At 43.1% G+C, this 20879-nt stretch carries 14 protein-coding genes; 6 read left to right on the top strand and 8 right to left on the bottom strand.

Annotated elements, in window-relative coordinates; all coding sequences use genetic code 11:
* Window positions 1–90: 90 nt before the first annotated feature.
* Window positions 91–2184 (bottom strand): ATP-dependent DNA helicase RecG, encoded by a 2094-nt coding sequence (recG, locus tag QUA07_RS02745; RefSeq protein WP_333322438.1) that lies wholly within the window; start codon window positions 2182–2184, stop codon window positions 91–93.
* Between the two features lie 450 nt (window positions 2185–2634).
* On the opposite strand from recG, the gene QUA07_RS29975 reads away from it, so the two are divergent.
* From QUA07_RS29975 to QUA07_RS02725, 5 genes are all read left to right on the top strand, one after another.
* Complete coding sequence (locus QUA07_RS29975; RefSeq protein WP_333064887.1) at window positions 2635–2880, top strand: HNH endonuclease; 246 nt, start codon at window positions 2635–2637, stop codon at window positions 2878–2880.
* A gap of 100 nt (window positions 2881–2980) precedes the next feature.
* Window positions 2981–3676, top strand: coding sequence for a hypothetical protein (locus QUA07_RS02740; RefSeq protein ID WP_333064885.1), 696 nt, complete (start codon window positions 2981–2983; stop codon window positions 3674–3676).
* The gene (locus QUA07_RS02735) at window positions 3673–4443 is read left to right on the top strand and encodes a DUF1822 family protein (protein WP_333322433.1); all 771 of its coding nucleotides are present in this window, start codon (window positions 3673–3675) and stop codon (window positions 4441–4443) included. Before QUA07_RS02740 ends, QUA07_RS02735 begins: the two co-directional genes overlap by 4 nt.
* 58 nt (window positions 4444–4501) lie before the next feature.
* The gene (locus QUA07_RS02730) at window positions 4502–9463 is read left to right on the top strand and encodes a CHAT domain-containing tetratricopeptide repeat protein (protein ID WP_333322431.1); all 4962 of its coding nucleotides are present in this window, start codon (window positions 4502–4504) and stop codon (window positions 9461–9463) included.
* 27 nt (window positions 9464–9490) lie between these two features.
* Window positions 9491–9976, top strand: coding sequence for a GNAT family N-acetyltransferase (locus QUA07_RS02725; protein ID WP_333322429.1), 486 nt, complete (start codon window positions 9491–9493; stop codon window positions 9974–9976).
* 75 nt (window positions 9977–10051) lie between these two features.
* Here the strand turns inward: QUA07_RS02725 and QUA07_RS02720 are convergent, their stop codons facing one another.
* The 5 genes from QUA07_RS02720 to QUA07_RS02705 all read right to left on the bottom strand — a co-directional run bounded on the left by QUA07_RS02720 (window position 10052) and on the right by QUA07_RS02705 (window position 14707).
* On the bottom strand, window positions 10052–11326 hold the full coding sequence (locus tag QUA07_RS02720; protein ID WP_333322427.1) for an alpha/beta hydrolase: 1275 nt from the start codon (window positions 11324–11326) through the stop codon (window positions 10052–10054).
* Window positions 11327–11539: 213 nt separating this feature from the next.
* Window positions 11540–11824: a GIY-YIG nuclease family protein gene (locus tag QUA07_RS29970; protein WP_445305863.1), complete on the bottom strand. Its 285-nt coding sequence runs from the start codon at window positions 11822–11824 to the stop codon at window positions 11540–11542.
* A gap of 70 nt (window positions 11825–11894) precedes the next feature.
* On the bottom strand, window positions 11895–12245 hold the full coding sequence (locus QUA07_RS02715; RefSeq protein WP_333322425.1) for a hypothetical protein: 351 nt from the start codon (window positions 12243–12245) through the stop codon (window positions 11895–11897).
* 384 nt (window positions 12246–12629) lie between these two features.
* Window positions 12630–14228 (bottom strand): relaxase/mobilization nuclease domain-containing protein, encoded by a 1599-nt coding sequence (locus QUA07_RS02710; RefSeq protein WP_333322423.1) that lies wholly within the window; start codon window positions 14226–14228, stop codon window positions 12630–12632.
* Window positions 14229–14293: 65 nt separating this feature from the next.
* Complete coding sequence (locus QUA07_RS02705) at window positions 14294–14707, bottom strand: plasmid mobilization protein (protein WP_333322421.1); 414 nt, start codon at window positions 14705–14707, stop codon at window positions 14294–14296.
* 930 nt (window positions 14708–15637) lie between these two features.
* Between QUA07_RS02705 and QUA07_RS02700 the strand changes: the two genes are divergently transcribed.
* Window positions 15638–15799: a hypothetical protein gene (locus QUA07_RS02700; protein ID WP_333322419.1), complete on the top strand. Its 162-nt coding sequence runs from the start codon at window positions 15638–15640 to the stop codon at window positions 15797–15799.
* Between the two features lie 1230 nt (window positions 15800–17029).
* On the opposite strand, the gene QUA07_RS02695 is transcribed toward QUA07_RS02700, so the two are convergent.
* Window positions 17030–18241 (bottom strand): sulfotransferase domain-containing protein, encoded by a 1212-nt coding sequence (locus QUA07_RS02695; protein ID WP_333322417.1) that lies wholly within the window; start codon window positions 18239–18241, stop codon window positions 17030–17032.
* A gap of 31 nt (window positions 18242–18272) precedes the next feature.
* Entirely contained in the window at window positions 18273–20855 is a 2583-nt protein-coding gene (locus tag QUA07_RS02690) for a tetratricopeptide repeat protein (RefSeq protein WP_333322415.1), read from the bottom strand.
* Window positions 20856–20879 lie beyond the last annotated feature (24 nt).

Genomic DNA, 20879 nt, shown 5'->3' with positions numbered 1-20879 from the left:
TTATTTGCGTTGAGCAGTCTTGAATCTGCGGTTAACCTATTAATCAAAGATTTAGGCAATTCAAGTCTAATCTAGATGCACAACAGGTTATTAGTTAAGTGCTGCTTCTGCATCGAGTTTGTTAACCTGCTGTCGCCGGAACAATTCTTGTGAAAGTTCGGGCCACCTTTCCAGAGTGGGGTCTTTTGCGACTATCAACTGTGCTGCTTTCCTAGCTTGCTCTAGTATGGCCTGGTCGTTGATTAAATCAGCCTTGGCAAATTCTGGCAGTCCCGCCTGCTGGGTTCCTAATACCTGACCTGGCCCTCGCAATCTCAAATCCATTTCTGCTAGAAAGAAGCCGTCTTGCGAAGTTTCCATTATCTTGAGCCGCTCTCTAGAATTATTTGATTTGGAATCGCTTACCAACAAGCAGTAAGATTGTGCCGTGCTCCGTCCTACCCGACCTCTGAGTTGGTGCAATTGCGACAGGCCAAATCGTTCCGCGTGTTCGATTAACATGACTGTGGCATTGGGGACATCAACTCCGACTTCAACAACCGTCGTGGAGACGAGAATTTGAGTTTTATGGGCAATAAAGTTGGCGATTTCTGTTTCTTTCTCGGCGGAATTCATGCGGCCGTGTAGCAGCCCGATATTGACATTGCGGAAAATATTTTCCCTCAAGTACCGATGCTCCTCAATGGCGGCTTTGAGGTCAAGCCGTTCAGATTCTTCGACAAGTGGCAGAATGATGTAGGCTTGATAGCCCAGTTGGATTTGTTGTCGAATTATTTCGTGAGCTTTGTGGCGAGTTCTACTCGTAAATAGCTGAGTTTGAATTGGCTCTCTCCCCGGTGGCAGTTTGTCCAGCAGGCTGATGTCTAAATCGCCGTGCAGTGTCAGGGCTAAAGTTCTAGGGATGGGTGTGGCGGTCATTGTCAGAATGTGAGGGCTAATGCCTTTTTGCTGCAACTTGAGCCGCTGTTGAACTCCAAATCGATGCTGTTCGTCGATCGCCACAAAACCCAGTTTCTTAAAGCTTACAGTATTTTGAATCAGTGCGTGAGTACCGATTAGCAAGGGAAGAAGCCCCAAGTTTAATCCTTTGGCAATTTCTTGACGAATCTTAGCTGTTGTGGAGCCTGTTAACAGCGTTACAGACAATCCCAGCGGCTCAAACCATTCACTGAGTTTGCGGTAGTGTTGGGAAGCTAACACTTCAGTCGGTGCCATTAGTGCTGTTTGATAACCGGATTGAATTGCTGCAAGGATGGCGACTGCTGCTACTACTGTTTTGCCGGCACCGACATCTCCTTGTACTAAGCGATTCATCGGAGTTGGTTTGCTCATGTCTGACAGAATTTCGGCAATGACTCTTTGCTGTGCTTTGGTGAGGGTAAAAGGTAAATTCTTGTAAAGTTTTCTGAGCTGTTTTCCTGTTGAGTTTAGGGAGTATCCTTGCTGTTGTTGCAAGGTATATCGGTGCTGCAATAGCCTTAATTGCAAGTAGAAAAATTCATCGAACACTAAGCGGTGGCGGGCAGATTCGAGGGTATTGCTGTCTGGGGGACAGTGAATATGTGCGATAGCTTTTTGGAGAGCTATTAACCCAAAACGTTTGCGAAGTCGTTGTGGCAGCGGGTCTTCAATAAAACCAACACAGTCAAGTGCTGTACGAATACAATGCCGGACTAGCTCGTTAGTTATGCCTTTAGTTAAGCGGTAAACTGGTACAATAGAGGTCGTGCTGGCTTTAGCATCTTCAAAGCTAACAACTTTAACTGTTGGGTTGCTGATGGTTTTACCATAGCTATCTTGTTTGACTTTTCCTGTCACTAATACAATAGCACCTTGTTTGTAAAGTTCGGCTTGGTGGGAACGCCATAGTTGCGATTGGTAATAGCTGTGGTTGTAAAATTGAGTGCAAACTATTCTGCCGGTTTGGTCGCAAACAATCCATTTTTGTAATGTAAGTTCTGGTTTAGTACGGCAGTCGAAGATACTGTGGTTGATAATTTTGCCTGCAATTGTTACGCAATCTCCTGTTTTTGTCTCAGCAATCCGAGTGCGTTTGAAGGCGAGATGTTCTCTAGGAAAATAGTAGAGTAGGTCTGCAATGGTGCGAAGACCTAGTTTTGTTAGTTTTTGAGCTTCGGAAACAGCAATTCCAGACAAATGTTGTAAGGTGAGAGTTAAATCCATCTTTTTTAGTTGAGTTGAATTGGCTGAGAGTTAGCCGCGAACGCGGCTCATCTCCAGAGAGTTAATTTATCTATCAAAAAGGGAAGACAATTTATATCGAATTTTGTCGCAGCAACTCGGTTTTTAATAGTGGTCGCGATTAATTTGAACCATTTAATCTAGTTAAATCGGCTCTCCTGATCTTGAGGTTATAAGCCAGCCTGATCAATCCTCAATCCATTGCCCTATAAGGCTTTCAATTCAATCTTTTGATGAAGCTATCAGCAACCCCCACTTTTTCACCAAAAGTCCAGGAGAGCCGTTAAATCTTCCATCCCCGATGTGAAACTGAACGCTCCAACTGAAGCGGGTCAACTATATTTCCTCCAATTGAAGGGGAGTTGCGTAAATTTTTAGCAGGGCTCTGATACGTAAATGAACACGTAACAGCCGTGAGGCTCCCAAAGCTTTATGTCCCCAGCTTCAAGACGCAACAAGAGGCGCCAGCTTCTGGAACTGTACGGAAACCGCTGCCACTGGTGCAAAAAGTCTATGCAGAAATCGGAAAGAACTATTGAACACTTACAGCCTAAAAGCTTGGGCGGGTCTAACGCACTCCCTAACCTGCGTTTAGCTTGCTTCACTTGCAATAATTCGCGCGGTAACAGTCCCTTTCCTCCCCGCACCGCCCGCGAATCAGCCCGCACCAAGACATAAGTCACTTGCCGTTTATTAATTTTTAACCCTCTTAACACAGGTTATCGATCGACTAATGAGACAATACAGAGCAGATTAACTCGCTCTTTAAAAAAGTGGCATGGACGATCGAGATGAACGGTTAAGCGCTTTAATCGCACAGGTGCGCCAAAACTCAGCCCAAAGCAGGAAATGGCGAACAGCCATGAATCAGCTATTGCGGGAAATTCAGCAACTACCAAAACTTAAAAAATCAACTCATCCAAATTATCCCGAAGCCTTAAACCTTACTTTAGAATGGGTGAGCCGCGAAATTACTCAATTTGAGCAACGCCAGCCTTCTATTGCAACAAGTTTGAGCAATTGGGTTAACGGCTACCAGGGTCGGCGAATTCAAGATTTGTATTCTCCTAAAAAAAATGCTCCAATTAGTTTAGATGCTCCGATTGCGGTGGATGCTGGGGCAATAACTCGGGTCGAACAGTTACCTGATTTTACGCTCAGTGGGTTGGATGGCATGATTGAAAGCGCTCAGAAAGAAACCATTCAGCGGATTGGTCTCGAACTAGAACTTTACATCGAGCAAGATCCCGAAGAAAATCTCAGAAATAGCTATCCTGGTTCTTGCCCAGAGTGCAACTGCCAATTTCTAAGTCTGAGAAGAGTGTTAAAAGACCCTCCTGACAAGTTTCAAGACTTAGCAGAAGAGTTAAACGTTAAGTACACAACCCTGAATTCTCATTGGAAGAGAAAATGTAAACCACTACTGCAAAAAATAGCTAGCAAGTTAGGATATGGACAGGAGCAGCAACCATGAACACCGCAGAACTACCTCTGTTAACAGTACCGATCGAGTTAAAAGCGCACGACATGGCGCGGCAACTTGCTGCCGTTCAAAGTACAGTACAAAAAGGAAAACGAGTTTACTTGAATGCACTGGCAGTTTACGCTGTTCACAGCTATTTAAAATGGCTGCAAATTGAAACTGATTTGGAAGGTTCTGATAGCTTCAATCCAGCAAAAACGGCGCTAGCTAATGTTGCTGACTTGGTAATTACTGGCATTGGCTCTTTAGAATGCCGCCCAGTTTTACCTTGTGAAACAACCATTCTCTTACCCGAAGAAGTAATAGAAAATCGGATTGGATATGTGGGAGTACAATTTAGCGCTCGCCTGGACTCCGTGCAGCTATTGGGATTTGCCCCAAGCTTAGATAGCTCAAATCCACCACAACAGTTAGCGGTAGCAGAATTAATGCCGATCGACGCTTTAATCGAACAGATTACTCGTTTAGAAGAAGCGATCGCCTTCTTAGAAACAGACGATCCGGTGGCGGTACAAGTGAGATCTCAGATAGAAACTCAATCGCGGAGCAATATTGTTGCCCAATTAGAGCGTATTTATCGAACTTGCGAGGAGTATGAGTGGCGGTACGCTGCGGGAGAAGTGTTAGCCGGTAGCCCCGCAGGAGGAGAGTTGACTCGTGAAAGCGCCGACAGCGCCGACAGCGCCGACACTGATTTACAGGATTTAGCCGAAGATTTGCTGGAGAAGTTAGCAGGAATCTGGAGAGATGCTGCGTAATTTTGGAGCGGATGGCTGATGTATATATGTAGTCTCCCCTTCGTAACCTGTAAAGAATATGGCAAAAGGATTCGGCCCATCGGCGAAAACTCCCCAAGCGACAAAACGCCAGACAGCTTATTTCAAGCTAATTCAAGCGCTCCTCGAATGTCCTCGCGGTAAGGAACTGAAGATTTTAAGGAAGCACCCGCAGTTGGTTGATGTTGGTTTGCTGGAAATGATGGAAATGGTAGCTACAATTCTGGTAGCACAGAGGGAGTTTTCGGGTGCTGATTGTTTAATTGATTTGGCTGATTTTTTAACTAAAAACCGGGAAAAATTAAACCTGGAAACATTCAGGAATTTTTACACAGGAAGCGATGGCTCACCAATAACAGACTCTTTTGTTAAAGCTCCGGCTTTCTTGTGGGAAGTATTACGGACAATTCTGCTAAGCCCAAGTGACCAACAAACTGTTTACCTGATACTAGCAATTAACAATGAAGCTTTTTTGCGACACTTTTGTATTTGGATAAATTACACGCTCCTGAAAAGCCAGCCAAAACTAAAAAAAGCGATCGCACTTTTTCTGATATCTTTCTGCAAAATGCTCTGGCTGTTTCCACTGGGCAATAGGGCAATTAACCTGGAAATTGCGATCGCAGGTTTTGAAGGATCTGCCAAAATTTTTACTCGTGAGGCTTACCTACAAGTATGGGCGCAAATCCAATTTGATTTAGCCCCTGCTTACCGGAATCGGATTTGGGGCGATCGCTCGCCCAACCTTGAAAAAGCCCTAACGGCTTGCACTAATGCTTTGCAAATCTACACTCGTGACACTTCTCCTCAAGAGTGGGCGATGGTGCAAAATAATCTCGGTCTTGTTTACAGTGACAGAATCGTCGGAGATAAAGCTGAGAATTTAGAAAAGGCGATCACCTGTTATGAAGGAGCCTTGCAAGTTATTAGCCGCGATCGAGATCCTGAACTTTGGGGAACGCTGCAAAATAACCTGGCACTTGCTTACACTCGCCGAGTTGAAGGCGATGGGGCACAGAATTTAGAAAAAGCGATCGCTTGTTATCAAGTTGCCTTAAAAGTTCGTACTGATTCTGATTGGGCTAGTAGCCAATTTCACCTTGGTCTTGCCTATAGCGAAAGGATTTTAGGGGACAAAATCCAGAACCAGGAACGGGCGATCGCAGCCTATCAAGCAGCCTTACAAATTTATACTCTCGAAACCTATCCAGAAAGATGGGCTAAAACCCAGTTAGATTTGGGTTTTGCTTACCGCAAATTGGCACAAATTGCTAATGCTTTAACCTGTTTTCAAGCGGCCTTAAAAGTCTTTACACCTACTTCGTTCCCTAGAGAGTGCATCGAAACCGGACTTGAGTTGGGAAAGGTAGCATTGGCTACTGGCAAAAAGGCAGAAGCTTTTGAAGGTTTTGAGATTGTAATTGAAGCTGTAGAGATGCTCAGCCGTTGGGGTGATTCTGAATCTTTACATCAAGAAATTCCTGCAAAGATTTCTGCTTACACAAAAATAGTAGCGCTTTGCATGGACTGTGGAGAACTAGAAAAAGCTAGAGAATATGCTGAACGCTCAAGTTCTCCTATTATTTTAGACATCCTAGAAAATGTTCATATCCAGCAAATAACTTCAACTTCACAGTTTCTTATTAAAGTTTTAGACACCGTTGCCAAAAGCGAAAATAATTCGCAAGCTTTGTACCAGCTTCTAGAAGCCAACCTAGATAAACTGGACAACAGTTTTGTCGAACGATTAAGTCTAATAAAGTTTGATATATCTCAACTAGGACCAGGGGAAGCAATCAATTTAGCGGCAAGAATTCTTAACTTTAGCAGTCTCATTGAAGATTTCCCCAAAGGCAATTCAGAAAACAACCGGAAGATTGCTAAAACAGGCTACGAAGTTGCAGCTACTGTTTTTACCGAAGAAAATTTCCCCGAACAATGGAATTTTATTCAACATAAAATTCGCCCTAATTTACCAGTGGAATTATTGGAAGTTATTTCCGAAAATCAAGGTAAAATTCGAGTGGATACCTTACTTGAACATGAGCGAGAGCAACTTGAGAAGTATTTTGTTAAAACAGCGCAAAAACTTATATCTTTGACAGCTAACCCAGAACCTATAGACGAACTTTTTATAAAGTGGCTACAGAAAATATTTCGTGATGCTAACCCAGAGCAACTTGACGAAATTTTTGTTGACGAGATGCCAGATGAAGACGATGCTATGCTATCCGAAGTTCCACCTGAAAAAAGAAAAGAAATTGCTTCGGGTATTTTGGTTTTAAGCTGGCGCATAAGCGACTTCAAAAAAGGTAATGAGGCTAATAATTTAGAAATTGCGATCGCAGGTTACAAAATTGCTGCCACAGCCTTAACCCGCGAATCTACTCCTGAAGAGTGGGCGCTTTGTCAGATGTTTCTCGGCATGGCTTATCGTCGCCGTTTTAAGGGCGATCGCGCCGAAAATCAAGAACAAGCGATCGCTTACTGTCAAGATGCCCTACAAGTATATACCCGCGAAGCTTTTCCGATACAGTGGGCAACGATTCAAAATACATTGACTCTTGCCTATGACAACCGAATTTGGGGAGATCAGTTAGAGAATGCAGAATTGGCGATTGCTGCAGGCGTTGCTGCAATGGAAGTTCGCACCCGCGAAGCAATGCCTGAAGAATGGGCCCAAGTGCAAAACAATTTGGGCATCGTTTACTGCGATCGCATCTGCGGCGACAAGGCGGAAAACTTGGAAAAAGCGATCGCCTGTTATGAAAATGCCCTGGTATTCCGCACCCGCGAAGAATTCCCTGAACTTTGGGCGCAAACTCAAATGAATCTGGCCTCTGCCTACCGCCACCGACTTCATGGCGATCCGGTAGAAAATGTTGAGAAGGCGATCGCAGTTAACCAAGAAGCATTGCAAGTTTACACTCAAGACGAGTTTCCCGTTGATTGGGCTAGAGTAAAAATGAATCTGGCTAATGCTTATTTGCATCGACTTAATGGCGATCGAAATGAGAATTTAGAAATAGCTATCGCACCCCATAAAGCTGCCTTACAAATCTTTAACCAGGAGGATTTTCCTAGAGAGTGGGCTATGGGTCAAATGAATCTAGGCAGTTGCTACAGCCTCGATCGAAATGAAGAGGCGATCGCCTGTTATCAATCAGCAATGGCTGTCTTCACGCCAACTGCTTTCCCATTTGAATGCTTGAAGGTTGGAGAAATGCTGGGAAACAGAGCATTTGTAATGGGAAATTGGAAATTAGCCATTGAGGGATATAGTATCGCGATTGAAGCTGTAGAAACCAGCCGTACTTGGGCAACTTCGGAATCTCGCCGCCAAGAAATTCTCTCAGACGCGATCGACGTTTATGCAAAGATGGTGGAAGCCTGCATCAATAACAAGCAGTTAGATAAAGCTGTTGAATATGTAGAGCGATCGCGTTCTAAACGCCTCGTAGACTTGATGGCAAGCAATGACCTCTACTCAAGTGCAGAAATTCCTGCTGAAATTAAACAATATTTACAGGATTTTGAACAGCTACAGCAGCAAATTGACAAGGAACGAGGGCGCAATCAACCTAGCAGCGACATTGATAATAGCAAACTTGATAACAGCCGTGCTGCTGTCAAAGCTTACAATCAAACAATTGCTGATCTGGAAGCTGAAAAACTCCTGATTTGGGAACAACTTCGCCGCCTAGATCCGGTGCTGGCTGGTCAAATTCGAGTCAATCCTCTCAACTTCCCATCCATCCAGCAACTTATCGATAAACCCACTACTGCAATTCTCAGCTTTTACACCACCGTTAGCGACACCTTTATCTTCGTGGTGCGGCAAAACCAAATTACCCTGCAAAGTTGCGCCAATTTAGGATTGGAGGCTTTACACGGGTGGATTTTCCAGCAGTGGTTAGAGCAATACGTTGAGGAGAAAATTTACTGGCAAGAGCAATTGAATAGGATGCTAGCTGAAATCGCCAATTTTTTAAAATTGGATGATTTAATAGTATGGCATTTAGATGGAATTCATGAACTCATTATAATTCCTCATGTTGCCCTTCACCACATTCCCTTTGCTGCGCTTCCTATTGCAGATAACCGCTATTTAGGAGACAAGTTTCTCATTCGTTACGCGCCCAGTTGCCAAGTGTTAGAATTCTGCCAGCAGCGTCCCTCATTCCGCAGTAACCTTAATTGTGGCACTGTTGAAGATGCAACGGGCGACTTGCCTTGTGCCAGTTTTGAAGGAGAGCAACTCGCACTTCTTTATAGTATCCCAGACAATCAACGCTTAAAAGGTCGCCATCAAGCTACAGTTAATAACTATCGAGAACTAGCGCGAACCGTCCAAATCCTTCACTCTAGCCACCACGCCCAGTCCCGCCTCGACAATCCCTTAGAATCGACATTAATTTTAGGAGATGGCTGCATTACTTTAGGTCAGTTAATGACTCCTGCATGGCGTTTCCCTCAGTTATCGGATGTATTTCTTTCCTGCTGTGAAACAGGATTGGGGATGATTGATATTACGGATGATGTCCTTACTTTTTCGACGGCTTTTTTGTCTGCGGGAGCTAGAAGTGTTATCAGTACGCTCTGGGCTGTCGATGATTTAGCCACAGCGCTTTTTTCGATTTTTTACTATCAAGAGTGGCAGCAGGGAAAGAATCGACCAGAAGCCATTAGAAAAGCTCAATTTAAGTTGCGGATGCTTACGGGGGATACCCTAGCTGCTAGTTACAAACCCCAACTCAAAGAAGTGTTGAAACAGAAACTTAAAGAAACCGAGACGCTCCGCAAAAGCTCTAAGGCAGAACGAGATACTTGCTCCTCCGGTTCCCAAGTTTATCGGCAATTGCATGAAGAATACCAAAAGTATGATAAGATTGGCCAACAAATTCATCAGTCTCTCAAAAATTTGGATAGAATTTGTCAAGAATCAAAGCCTTTCTCTCACCCTATTTACTGGGCAGCTTTTATAGGCGCGGGAGTTCGCTAAAAAAAATAGAGCTAAAAAAGATGTTTTATGTCCGATAATTTACTTGACCCCATCTATCATGTTGTTCGCGATTGTGAAGGACGCGAGTACCGCTTGCGAGTGGACGGTGACAGTGGTTTATTCATTGTCAAGGTGTTACAGCAAGGCAGCGAAATCGGAAGGGTTCAGTGGTTTTTTCATCCACCAGATCAAATGTCCCTTGGCGACCTAATTATTGATGATGCTGTCGTCCACACTCCTCAAAACCTGGCGAGCGCACTTTTGCAACTTGTATTTAAGCCTCTGCCCGTAGATTACCGTCGCAGAGGGCTAGGCACAGAGTTGCTGCGATTTGCGATCGCTCAAGCCCGCAGGCGTGGTGCAAGGCGGATTTACGGTTCCTTGATGCAGGAGGACATCGCTAGGAATCCAAATCTAGTTGATTGGTATAAAAAGCATGGATTTCATATAGTCCCGCCCACTGCCGAAAACGTTCCTGGCGCAGTAATGGGGATTTATATGGATTTAAGTTAAAGGGATTTGAAGCAACAAAACTTAAGACAGTTTGAGAGGCATTTATTTAAGCATAAATGAGTAAATTTTTCAGTTTTATTTAATTGGTTGGTAATCCGCAGACTTCAGAGCATGAGCCAAAAAGCGTTCTGTGTAGTACAAAGCCAGTTGATTGCTCGGTCCATTAAAAACTGCATCAAAGGCGTGTTCAGCCCACGGAATTTCCAGCAAAATAGCCCGTGAAGCGAAGCTATCCCGTCGGGAATCGCCTGTGGCTCGCAATCGTTGGTAGAGCGATCGACCAAACTTAGCCTGAACGATATGATCGCGACCTGCATAAACCAGTAGAGAAGGGGGAAGATTGGGTTTAACGTAATTGATAGGGGAAGCCTGACGGTAAAGCTGATTGAGTTCGTCTGGGGTTCCTCCGAGAAAGGCACGCAAGACGGCTCGAACATCGATTGCATCAGGAAAAGGTGGGTCATTGTATCCCCCAATCAGGTCATTTGGCTCGTAATAGTTCACCACTGCTCTAACTAGAAGCACGCTTGAATTATAAGCAGTTAGCATTGCTAAATGGGCACCGGCAGACCTTCCCATCAGAGCAATTCTATTGAGATCGATTTCCCAATCATTGGCATGAGTTTTGATGTAGGAAAGAGCGGCTTGTACGTCCTCAAGCTGAGCTGGGAAGCGATACTTCGGAGCGTGGCGGTAATCAATTGCCACAACACAATAACCAAGAGCGGCCATGTAGCGACTGAATTCCTCATTGTAATCGGGATTGCCTCTGAGCCAAGCTCCCCCGTAAAGCGTGATAATCGCTGGATATTTGCCAATTTGCATCGGCCGGTAAAGGTTTAGTTTCAGTGAAACTCCGTCAGGGTTGGCAAATACAATAGTACGATCAATCCTCATGTCTCTAATGGGAATTCCCCGGAACGCATCTGCTAAGATAAACGGTTGAGGGCGTAGCGGCGCGCGTAAAGCTTGAGGAACGGTAGCTAAATAGTTTGTCCCTAGAACTGCTTGCATTTCGGTAGCTATCGCTGCATTGGCTGCTGGGAATTGCATCAGTGGCAGCAGGCTCTGAATTAGGGCGAACAGGTTACAAATCGGTAAAATAATGTAGACTTTGCCTAGATGTCGTCTGGGCAGATTCAGCAGAAGAGCAATCGCATTGATACCGACTAACCAAGGACTAATTTCTGGTGCTCCCACCGCCAAAGGGTACAGAAACAGCGTGGGTGCTGGTACGATGACCCATAAACTGAGAAATAGCCCGATCGCACTCAAGAACCAAGGGATAAATTGCGAGATTAAGAACGCTGCCAATAATGGTAACTTTTTGCGGTTATTCTTGGGGAGCATCGGATTTTCTGCTCCTAATTTTTAATCAGCTTAAACTAATATGGCGGTTACTACTAAGTGTGAGGTATGGTAGCAGTAATCTGTAAACCAGCTAGCCAGGATTTGAGAGAGAATTAAGTAGGTCAAAGATACAGAACGATAGTTTACGCCTACACGCATTTGTAGGACAAAACAGTTCCGGTCAAGCATCAGTGTTGCAAACATTGCATTATCTTAGTTTACCAAATTTGTGCAAATAGGGCAGAAGCGTTTGTGGTTCTTTTGCCTCTTGATTGTTCTCTCAAAACTTTTGTATGCAACCCAGCATTCTGCCAGAACAAATTTTATTCCGCGTTCTCGGGCGGCGCCGCAAAACTTAGCCCCTCTGCCTTTTTTATGGTGATAAAGCCTTTCGTCCAAATCTTTAGTCCAGCCGACATAGTGTTGAGACGGACGAGTCGGACATATCGGCTGCTCAAAGTGCAGGAGATATACATATCCTGCTATTGTGTTTGCCATTTTTGAATGTGGTTTTAATGTTTGCTATTGGCTGCCGGAGAAACAAACTTGTCTCTCCGGCATAATTGAATTACCAGTCAATTTTTAGCTCGCAGTTTTTGTGGCTGCCGTTGCTGCTACCATTGCTGCTGTCGTTGTTGCTGTCGTTGTTGCTGTCGTTGTTGCTACGGTTGCTGCTTTCGAGAGGGAATTGGAAGTTTAATGCCAGCAGTTCTTGTTCAATAATTGACTTTCGATTTTGGACTTTTTTGTCTCTCACAAGTCGCAGAGCGTGGATTATTTTGTCGAGCGTTTGATAGCTTGTTTGTTGAAAATTCAGTACAAGTGTTGTTTCCTTGCCCATGATGTACAGTTCGTTTTCTGTTTGGTGGACGCAGGTTAAATTATTGAAGTAATAGGTGTAGGTTTGCGATAGTTCCATTTTTTTTCCGATGCTTTATTTTTGGGCGCGACAGCGCTCACAAATTTGTTTTTTCGTAAATATTAGTGAGTACGATAAAATGTATAAATAATTTATTTTTACCCATGTTGACTCACAAATCATTTGAGCAAGCACGGCCTCAATTTACTTAATAGTTACGCCAAAATAGTTGATAAATACGTTAAAAAAGCTGTCAAAATTAGTGGCAGCAATATCAGTAATTGGTATTCCTGCCTGGTAAGAATAATTGGGGGGATAAAAGGGTTGACCCACCGTTATCAAAACCCTGAGATGCCAGAACTACCCAGTAATTTATGTCGCAACCAGGAAATTTGTTAGCTAGCGCTTTTATTTAATAAAAGTCAAATTGTTAAGTGGCAATAACTAATCCAGTTCGAGGTCTTGGGTGTGCCGTTTATACTGTTGGTTATTTTGTTTAGGAGTTTGCTGTTCTTGCTCAATTAATTGTATCCAGATATCATTCCAACTTGACGGTGGATTGACAAGTTCTGCATCCGGTAGCAACGATCGCGCATTTCGAGCGAGCTGAGAATTTTCGGCGATCGCTATAATAACGCTATCGAGTTCTTGTAAGAATTGTATAGGCAGTTGTGAAGCTCGTTCAATTCCTAGGTAAAGTGTCGCTGGTGCTGTTGTAGAGTTATCCTGTTCAATAAGCAAAATTGAAAGGGCTTCGATTGGGTTACAAGCAATCACAGCTCGCTCAATTTCTCCAGTAGTGGCCACCCAGAAAGCAGCTTCAGATGATAGGGGATGGGTTGTAGTAAAGTTGCCTCTTTCATCGAGAACAAAAGCGAACCGGGCTTCCCCGTCAAGCGTCCGTGCCGTAAAGACAGCCTTTTCTGAGTCGGCATACAGCCAAGAATGAGAGTGCAATTTTTCAAGCAATTCTAAAGGTAAACTGTACTCGACTGCTAGATGCGATCGCACTTTTTGCCACTGAGTTTCATTCCTTTCAGGCAGGATAGACAGTTGTAACTCTAGCTCATTTGCTGTTGCAGGAATTACAGGTGTAGTTGTTTCTAGCTCAAATTGTGACAACTCTAACTCATTTGCTGTTGCAGGAGTAGCAAGTGCGGTTCCTGCTAACTCGGATTGTGACGACTCTAACTCTTTTTCATCTGCCTCGCCAGGGGCGTTCGCTAAGTGTTGTGGCTGCATTAAAGCTTCAATTAGGGCGTTATCTCGCCCTTTGTCATAGCTAACACCTCGATGCTTCTGTAATCCAGAAAAAGTGTAGGCTTTACCCAACTGAGTGCCACTTAAAGCGACCCCATCTAACTTGTAAGAAATGCCTTTACTGAAGCCGATTCCAGTTCGAGTCAATCCGACTTGCACCTCTACGGCTTGTTGCTGCAACCGCTCAACGAATTCTGGCATACTTGGGTTGTCTTGGGTAACTTCATCAATTAGGTCTTGCAATTGCACCCTGACACTCTTGTTTCCCTTGCTTTTTAATTGCCTGTGTTCTCCTGTAGTCTGAGCTCGCTTGTCTGTTTCCCAACTGGGTGTAACAGTTTCCAAGTTGTAGTTCCGTTCGAGCTGGCGAATAGTTTCTTGGCTTTTGTAATAGTCCCAGCTATCGTCAACAACGCCTCCATCTAGGCAAATGCGACTGGCGACGATGTGGATGTGGTCGTGTTCTGTATCGCTGTGCTTGACAACTGCGTATTGGTTGTTGTCAAATTCCATCGCTTTCATGTAGTTGGCTGCGATCGCCAGCCAGCGTTGGTCATTTTCTTCAGAATCTTCTAGTTTTTCGGTGCTACCGACAGATAAAGTGGCGTGAAAAACTGCTACTTTCAGGTTAGGTCTTAGTTGTCGGGCGATCGCAAATTCAGCAGCGAGTTCTTCAGGAGTTTGTCCGCACATAGTACCGCCAATTAGAGCGGCGTCTTTTTTGCCCAGCACGTAGTTCAGACAGCCCCGAAAGCCTGTACCTTTGATTTGTTTGCCAATCATAACCGAAAAAGCGTCAGTTGCACAGAATCGATTGCTCAGGCGGTAAAGCTCTGGCTTGTTAATAATTAGCGTACTGTAGATTTGGCGAGGTTTGCAACTATTGTTTTAATTGCCTTCCCGTTTTCTCGAATGAGTTGCTGTACGCTTTCTAAGAGTTTTGTATTGACAACAACTGGTTCTCCCAATGCCACAGCACTATTGCAAGCTTTAGCCATCTGATTGAGGTTGTTTCCTGCAATTCTCAATTGGGCATCAATCTTGCATAAAACTTGATAGGATTTTAAGTCAAATGCAGCTAGAGGGCGCGGCAGGGCTCTTCTCAAAGCTGCGCGGCGCATGAAGTCGCTCATGCTCAAATTGACTTGCTCTGCTCTAGCTTTAATTTGATTGTAGTCTGAGTCAGACAATCTCAGTTCCAACCGACTCGAAAGTCTCTGATTTTGCGGCGGTTGAGGAAATTTATTGAGCTTCATAGCCATGAAAATAGTTGAGTTTATCTCATTTTATAAATTTATAACTACTTTCAAATTCACCCCAAAAGAGCAAACTAGGGGCGTAAAGTGACCCCCGCCATTTGAGGATAACTGGTTGCGAGCGCGAATCAATAACTGACAATCTATCCATTTGCTTAAAGTGTTTGCTCGACAGGCGAGGGCGTTGTCAGCTCCTTTCTCCCTCTCATTTCTTATAGCTGTATAATATTCAGCTTGATTTGTATTACAGTTAGCTACATTTGTCATTAAAGCTTAAGAAAGTCTTAAACCTGACCTGGCGGCTAGGATTCCGCATTTATGAGGTGCATTGTTTTTATTTAAAAGTAATAAATAAAGCTTTGTACGGACAAAACCATTGCTTGCTACCGAGAGAGAACCGCCATAACCAGTCCCAACAGGAATTGGCACTTTCTGCACAAAAAAACAGTAAAGGGACAGGAAAAAGCAGGCTCTTGCCGGACATTTTGGGGTAAAAACAGGTAGAGTGCAGTTCCTGCAAATGCCTGCATTCTCACGCTCTTGTGTACAGCAAATACCTGACTTATTACGGTAAATTCCTGCGTTGTGATCGATCGCTACTTACAGTCGATGGCTATCGTGTTGGCAACTGTAAAAGTCAACGCATACTCCGCCCTTCGAGCGCTCGACCTTCGTAATTAACATGGGACGATCGTCCCATGTTTGAAATAAAGGAAAGCTGTTTCTTTTCTTCGCTCGTAAAGTATTCTCCCTCATTAGTGAGAGGCCAAATAACCGAAGAATTACGAAGGTCGGATAAAGGATTGCGAATTATTCGCTCCCTCCGCTTTAATTCAATCTTGTGCTTGAAGCTCCGTGACCTCCTATGCACTCGGTTTACAGTAGCCGTGAGGGAACTGTGGCTTCATTTACAGCAGTCGTGAGGAAACGGCGGGCTTGGTTTACAGCAGTCGTGAGGGAACGACCGCTTGGTTTACAGCAGTCGTGAGGAAACGGCGGGCTTGGTTTACAGCAGTCGTGAGGAAACGGCGGGCTTGGTTTACAGCAGCCGATCGACTCCCAACTATCAATGCTCGTTATAGTTCTCCACCTGATTAGTACAGGCCGTAATCTCTATTCATGGGGTGGATTGTTTTTCTTTAAAAGTAATAAATAAATCTTTGTACGGACAAAACCATTGCTTGCTACCGAGAGAGAACAGCCATAACCAGCCTCAACAAACAAATGCACGCTCGACACAAAAAAGCAGCAATTTGACCGAAAAATTCAGGCGTTTGCAGGATATTTTCAGGTAAATACAGGTAAAATGCAGCCCCTGCAAATACCTGCAAATACCTGATTTTGTACTGCAAACGCCTGACTTTATACTGCACTTGCCTGACTTTAGGGCACACAACAATTAGCTATTTTTTAGCGTTTTTAACAAAAGCTGAATTGATTTAATAGTCAAGTTACGCTATCTAAATTGAATTAAAAATCAAGTTTCAGAAGTGCGAAAAAATTGGCAGCGTAGTAGCCGTTATGTCAGCCTTAAAAGTCGAGTGAAATGTTGTTGTCGGGCCCCCGCTTTGCAATCGGCTAAACTGTTATTGTCCGATCGAGCTTGACAAGGGCTTCTGCCACTTCCTCTGCATTCAATCCCATTCCCAACAGCCGAGGAATTGCATCCAAAAGTGTTTGTTGGGTTCTAGAGGCTCGTTGTGCACCTGTCAGCAGCAAATTGCCCTCGGTGTCCCACCACCGCAGACATAGCAGTGTCTGGTTTTGATAGCTGCCCTGCCACAGTCCTAACTCTACGCCGATTGGCGCGATCGCATGCAGGGCCGCGCAAGTTCGGAACCCACTGCTGCTAAAACCTATTGTTCAGGTTGTAAACCTCCAGCCTGCCGCTGCCGAGCTCATAGATGCGACAATACCATCTAATGCTACTTTTGACTTAGGCTTCGAGCAAGATATTAAGGCGCTCGATGAATGCGCGATCGCACGAGTACCAATACCTGGTTAGCTTCTGAGAAGGGCTTAAAATAATTCTTTGTAGTGGTAATGGGACAGCCACCCCCACCAGCTTTAGTTTCTCCGTTTCTTCAGTTGGACAGACAAGCGTGCGATCGCTCTCGTCATCCAGTATAAGCAAGCTCTGATGAAAAAGGAGCTGAAGGAGGCGACGGTCAATCGGAGGCCGGCTGCAATTAAGTCTGAGGCCTCAATATTAATTTATAGGACAGGGGTAAAGACAAGAGCATCGCGTAGGTGTTGCCGACGATCGCTACCCCATCAGGGCGATCGCGATCGCAGGAGATATTGAGCCAACCCTTGCTCCAAATATAATCACTCCCAATTAAACTCCATACCTAAATATTCCTCTAGTTCCTGATTATAAGGGTGGAAGAACTCCACTAATTGTTGACGTAATTTATCAGATATGAGAGAATACGAACCTGGATTGTAATTACGATACTCAGCCAGTGAATAATCTGGTAAGTTCAAAAAACGATGAACTTGCTTCATTGTGGCTGAGGGGTTGCTATAAAAATCTTCACTTTTGAGAATTAAAAGCTGTTCCTTTGGAAAAACATTCATCCATCTTTTCATAAAATAAATATACACGCTCGGTATTGTATGGATTAATGAAATTTCTTCGAGCAAAGAGTCTGTGGTGAATTTCTTGTTCAGGACGCTTAGCAAATCGAATTCTGGTCTTTTTTTGAGAGTCTCAATACTAAAAGTAAAAGTTTTTTCTAAAGAAAATTGTCCAATCCCTAAACGATTGAAAAGGTAAAAGGATGAAATTGCTCTGTCAACGGGATTCCTGAATAAAAAAATCAACTTAATATTGGGAAATAACTGAAAAATTTGTTGAGGATTCGCCCAAAAGAAATATGAGGGAGTTGCTTCACCAGTTAAGTAATTATTATTTACAATCGCCGGAAAATGGGCATAATAATAATCCAGCCCTCGATGAAAAAAGTGAGAAAAAAAGTCAATTTCTTTTTCAACAGCAGTCAGAACTTGAGGATGAGAGGTTAAATAACCGTAAATCGAAGTTGTTCCACACTTGGGTAAACCACAAATGATAAAGTCTGGCTTTCGTGATGTTGGAGGATTCCAATGCTGTTTAGCTAGTTCTGGATGAGATGCCAATATCTGTTGATAACTAAACGTTTGGTAACAAGCAATTGCTTCTTTTACTTTTCCTTGTTGACTCAGTAAATTACCCAGTAAATATTTAGCGAATAAATATTGTGGCTGATTTTTAATTGTTTGTTTCAGTAAATCACTTCCGATTTGCAAATACTCTGGGTCGATTGATTGGTTAAATATATTTGAAAAAAATAGAACTATTTTTAAATCATGGTAACATGAATTACTATTGGGATTAGATTGAATGGTTTTTAAGTAATAATCAAAAGCGCGGTTAAACTCGGCTAAATACTGATATTGTTTGCCAATTTTGTAGAAAGCTGTAGGATTGTCAGGCTTGATCAGTAGAGCCTTTTGGTAGTGCGCGATTAAATTTTTTGTTGGGTTTTCTAGCAACATTAGGGAACCTTTATTCTTAACGCCTGTCGATTCATACAATTCTCGGTTGAAGCTGTAAAGCGCGACGGTAACAGGTACTTGCTTCGTGGATTTGACCCAGTTCTGCTAAAGCATCCCCTAAGTGTTGGTGCGACCAAGAGTAAGCTGGGTTTAACTCGATCGCACGTCGGTAAGAAGCGATCGCATCATCCCATTTCTTTTCTTTCTCTAAAGCCTTTCCTAGTTCTAGGTGAATTTCAAAGTTGTCCGGGTGATATTGGAGTGCGGTTTGGTAAGAGGCGATCGCATCATCAAAGCGATTTTGTCGAACTAAAGCATTGCCTAGCTGTAAATGGATTTGATCATCATCTGGCTTAATTGTCAATGCCTGATGGTAAAGTTGGAGGTCGTCAGGGTTGGATGCGATGCGAAAACGATAATAGCTCATCATCCCCTCTGCTCCCTGAGTTTGTTGGAGATAAGACTTAAGTTGTGCTAATTCAGTTTGCGAGGTTTGTAGTTCAGATTGAGATTGGGTCAATTCAGTTTGAGTTTGTTGCAATTGAGAATCAATTTGTTTCAATCTGTCCTGAGTATATTGTAAATCAGACTGAGATTTTACCAATTCCCCCTGACTTTGTTCTAGTTGAGCTTGTGTTTGCTGTAGCTGAGTTTGTAACTGTTCAATCTGTCTCTGAGTTTGTTGTTGAACTTGTTGCAGGCTTTCTTGATGCCAATCGGTTTCTGTTTTTGCTACTTCTAGTTCCTGAGTTCGGCAATCGAGTTGTTTTCGCAAGTTTTCCAATCGTTCTTCTAACAGATATGTTTTCGATGTCTTTTTAAGAGCTAGAGTAATGTAATTGAAGACAATCTTAAAAATACCAATAACCCCGAGCGATCGCATTTTGATTGAGGGGTAGAAAAATACAAATGTCAAACCTAAAAATACTAGAAATATTAGATTGCGAGTAGCTAGTAAAGTTGCTAAAGCAAGAGGAAACCAGACTTCATACAGATCGTGAGGAATAATATTTTGTCCGATTGGGGGAGATAGGGGAGATGGATCGAACGATATTTTAGTAAAACGAAATTGAGCAAAAGTGACTAGGACATAAACAATAAAAAATCCGAGTAGCAAAGGGGCAAATTGAGACAGAACAACAGCTAAACCTCCAAACAGTGCAATTTCACACGGGAATATAAAGCGGTTAATCCACAAGCGTACTGATTCAAGTTTAAATTGAGTAACGAAGGTGGAAATACCAGAGTTAAAATCGTTATCTCGATCCCAAAGTTGATGCAGGAGAATACCTCGTACTCCTGCAAAAAATGCCCATGCAGCAGCAATGATGGAAAAAGTCAGAGCATTGGGTTGTGGTGCTGCACTGAGATTTAAAAAGGTAGCAGCTACAAATAGAGTCGGAATAAGGTGCGCTCCAGCAGCATCACTAAAAATTCCCCAAATTCCTCTTTCCTTCAGGCGTAAGGGTGGAGCGGAGTAGAGGGTGGGTAGCAAATAGTTGATAGCTAGCAGGATAATTGCCAATGTACTGAATTTCATCAAGATGGGTACGGCAAAACCTGTGGTTATAAATAAAAGGCAAAATAGAAAGCGTTGCTTTGGCAGAAAATGAGCCATTGCATTGCTTTTACCTGCTTTGCTATCTACTTCGATATCGAAGATGTCATTAACAATATGCCCGTAAGCGAATAGAGAAGCAAGAGAAATCAACAAGCATAAATCAACGAGTATTAATGGAACAGTTGGAAAATCGATCAAAAGTATTTCAGCATAACCGATCGCCAGCAAAGGTGGAATTTTATACAGCCACCAATTTTTTAGTCGAATGATCTTAAATAATAATGACAATGCTCCTTCTACTTTTGCTTTACTTGGGTTCTGTTTCTCAAGAACGGATTTTTGCTTTTTATTACGAGCAATGATTGCTTTTTGTTGTTTTCCCTGGAATAAAGGATATTCAAGAACTTCGACTTGAGAAAAATGTTGAGAAAATAGACTAACCATATACTCTACTTGTGGAGCGAACATATTTAAGTGCTGTTTTCCAGATTTTTCAATCCAACTCCAAATGACTGCCTCAAATCTGGTAGTGCCTCCGTTTAAATCTAAGTTTTTGCTAGTATAAGAAAGTTGAATTTCCCCACTTCCTAGTTTATTGGGATCGCAAATTGGAAAAAAACAAATACCTCGATTAGATGTCCAATCCGCTAAATTTTCAATTAAATTTTCTAACTCTGATAAGGACTTTACATAACTGTAAGCCCACCCCATAGAAGATACCAGATCCCATTCTCCTTCCCACTGAGGACGTTTATCTCCATAGTCACCTTGAACAACCAAAGTATTGGGATTGGCTTGTTTGGCAAGCTTTAGCATTGCAGGAGAAATATCAATTCCTGCTCGTTTTACATGAGGAAAGCAACTCAAAAAGTAGCCTGTACCACAAGCTACATCAAGCCACGTTGCCCCCTCTCCAATTTCATCTAGCAGTTTATTGATAATTTCTTGTTCAAACTTGACATCAGTTTCAAACCAGTCGTTGAGAAGAAATTTCTGATTATATTCTTGGGCGTAGTCTTCATTGTAAATTTTAAGTACATCATTTTTATCCATAGCTCGGTCCCAAATAGCGCTATT

The organism is Microcoleus sp. T3_A4, assembly GCF_036700465.1.
GTDB lineage: Bacteria > Cyanobacteriota > Cyanobacteriia > Cyanobacteriales > Microcoleaceae > Microcoleus.
Note: the sequence above shows the minus strand (reverse complement) of the source record. Positions and strands in the feature narration are given on the sequence as shown.

Bases quoted from the DNA above. Each gene is read 5' to 3' on its own strand.
- QUA07_RS02710 (WP_333322423.1), bottom strand. From the start codon at position 14,228: ATGATTGGCAAACAAATCAAAGGTACAGGCTTTCGGGGCTGTCTGAAC.
- QUA07_RS02740 (WP_333064885.1), top strand. From the start codon at position 2,981: ATGGACGATCGAGATGAACGGTTAAGCGCTTTAATCGCACAGGTGCGC.
- QUA07_RS02715 (WP_333322425.1), bottom strand. From the start codon at position 12,245: ATGGAACTATCGCAAACCTACACCTATTACTTCAATAATTTAACCTGC.
- QUA07_RS02730 (WP_333322431.1), top strand. From the start codon at position 4,502: ATGGCAAAAGGATTCGGCCCATCGGCGAAAACTCCCCAAGCGACAAAA.
- recG (WP_333322438.1), bottom strand. From the start codon at position 2,184: ATGGATTTAACTCTCACCTTACAACATTTGTCTGGAATTGCTGTTTCC.
- QUA07_RS29975 (WP_333064887.1), top strand. From the start codon at position 2,635: ATGTCCCCAGCTTCAAGACGCAACAAGAGGCGCCAGCTTCTGGAACTG.
- QUA07_RS29970 (WP_445305863.1), bottom strand. From the start codon at position 11,824: ATGGCAAACACAATAGCAGGATATGTATATCTCCTGCACTTTGAGCAG.
- QUA07_RS02725 (WP_333322429.1), top strand. From the start codon at position 9,491: ATGTCCGATAATTTACTTGACCCCATCTATCATGTTGTTCGCGATTGT.
- QUA07_RS02695 (WP_333322417.1), bottom strand. From the start codon at position 18,241: ATGTTGCTAGAAAACCCAACAAAAAATTTAATCGCGCACTACCAAAAG.
- QUA07_RS02690 (WP_333322415.1), bottom strand. From the start codon at position 20,855: ATGGATAAAAATGATGTACTTAAAATTTACAATGAAGACTACGCCCAA.
- QUA07_RS02735 (WP_333322433.1), top strand. From the start codon at position 3,673: ATGAACACCGCAGAACTACCTCTGTTAACAGTACCGATCGAGTTAAAA.
- QUA07_RS02720 (WP_333322427.1), bottom strand. From the start codon at position 11,326: ATGCTCCCCAAGAATAACCGCAAAAAGTTACCATTATTGGCAGCGTTC.
- QUA07_RS02705 (WP_333322421.1), bottom strand. From the start codon at position 14,707: ATGGCTATGAAGCTCAATAAATTTCCTCAACCGCCGCAAAATCAGAGA.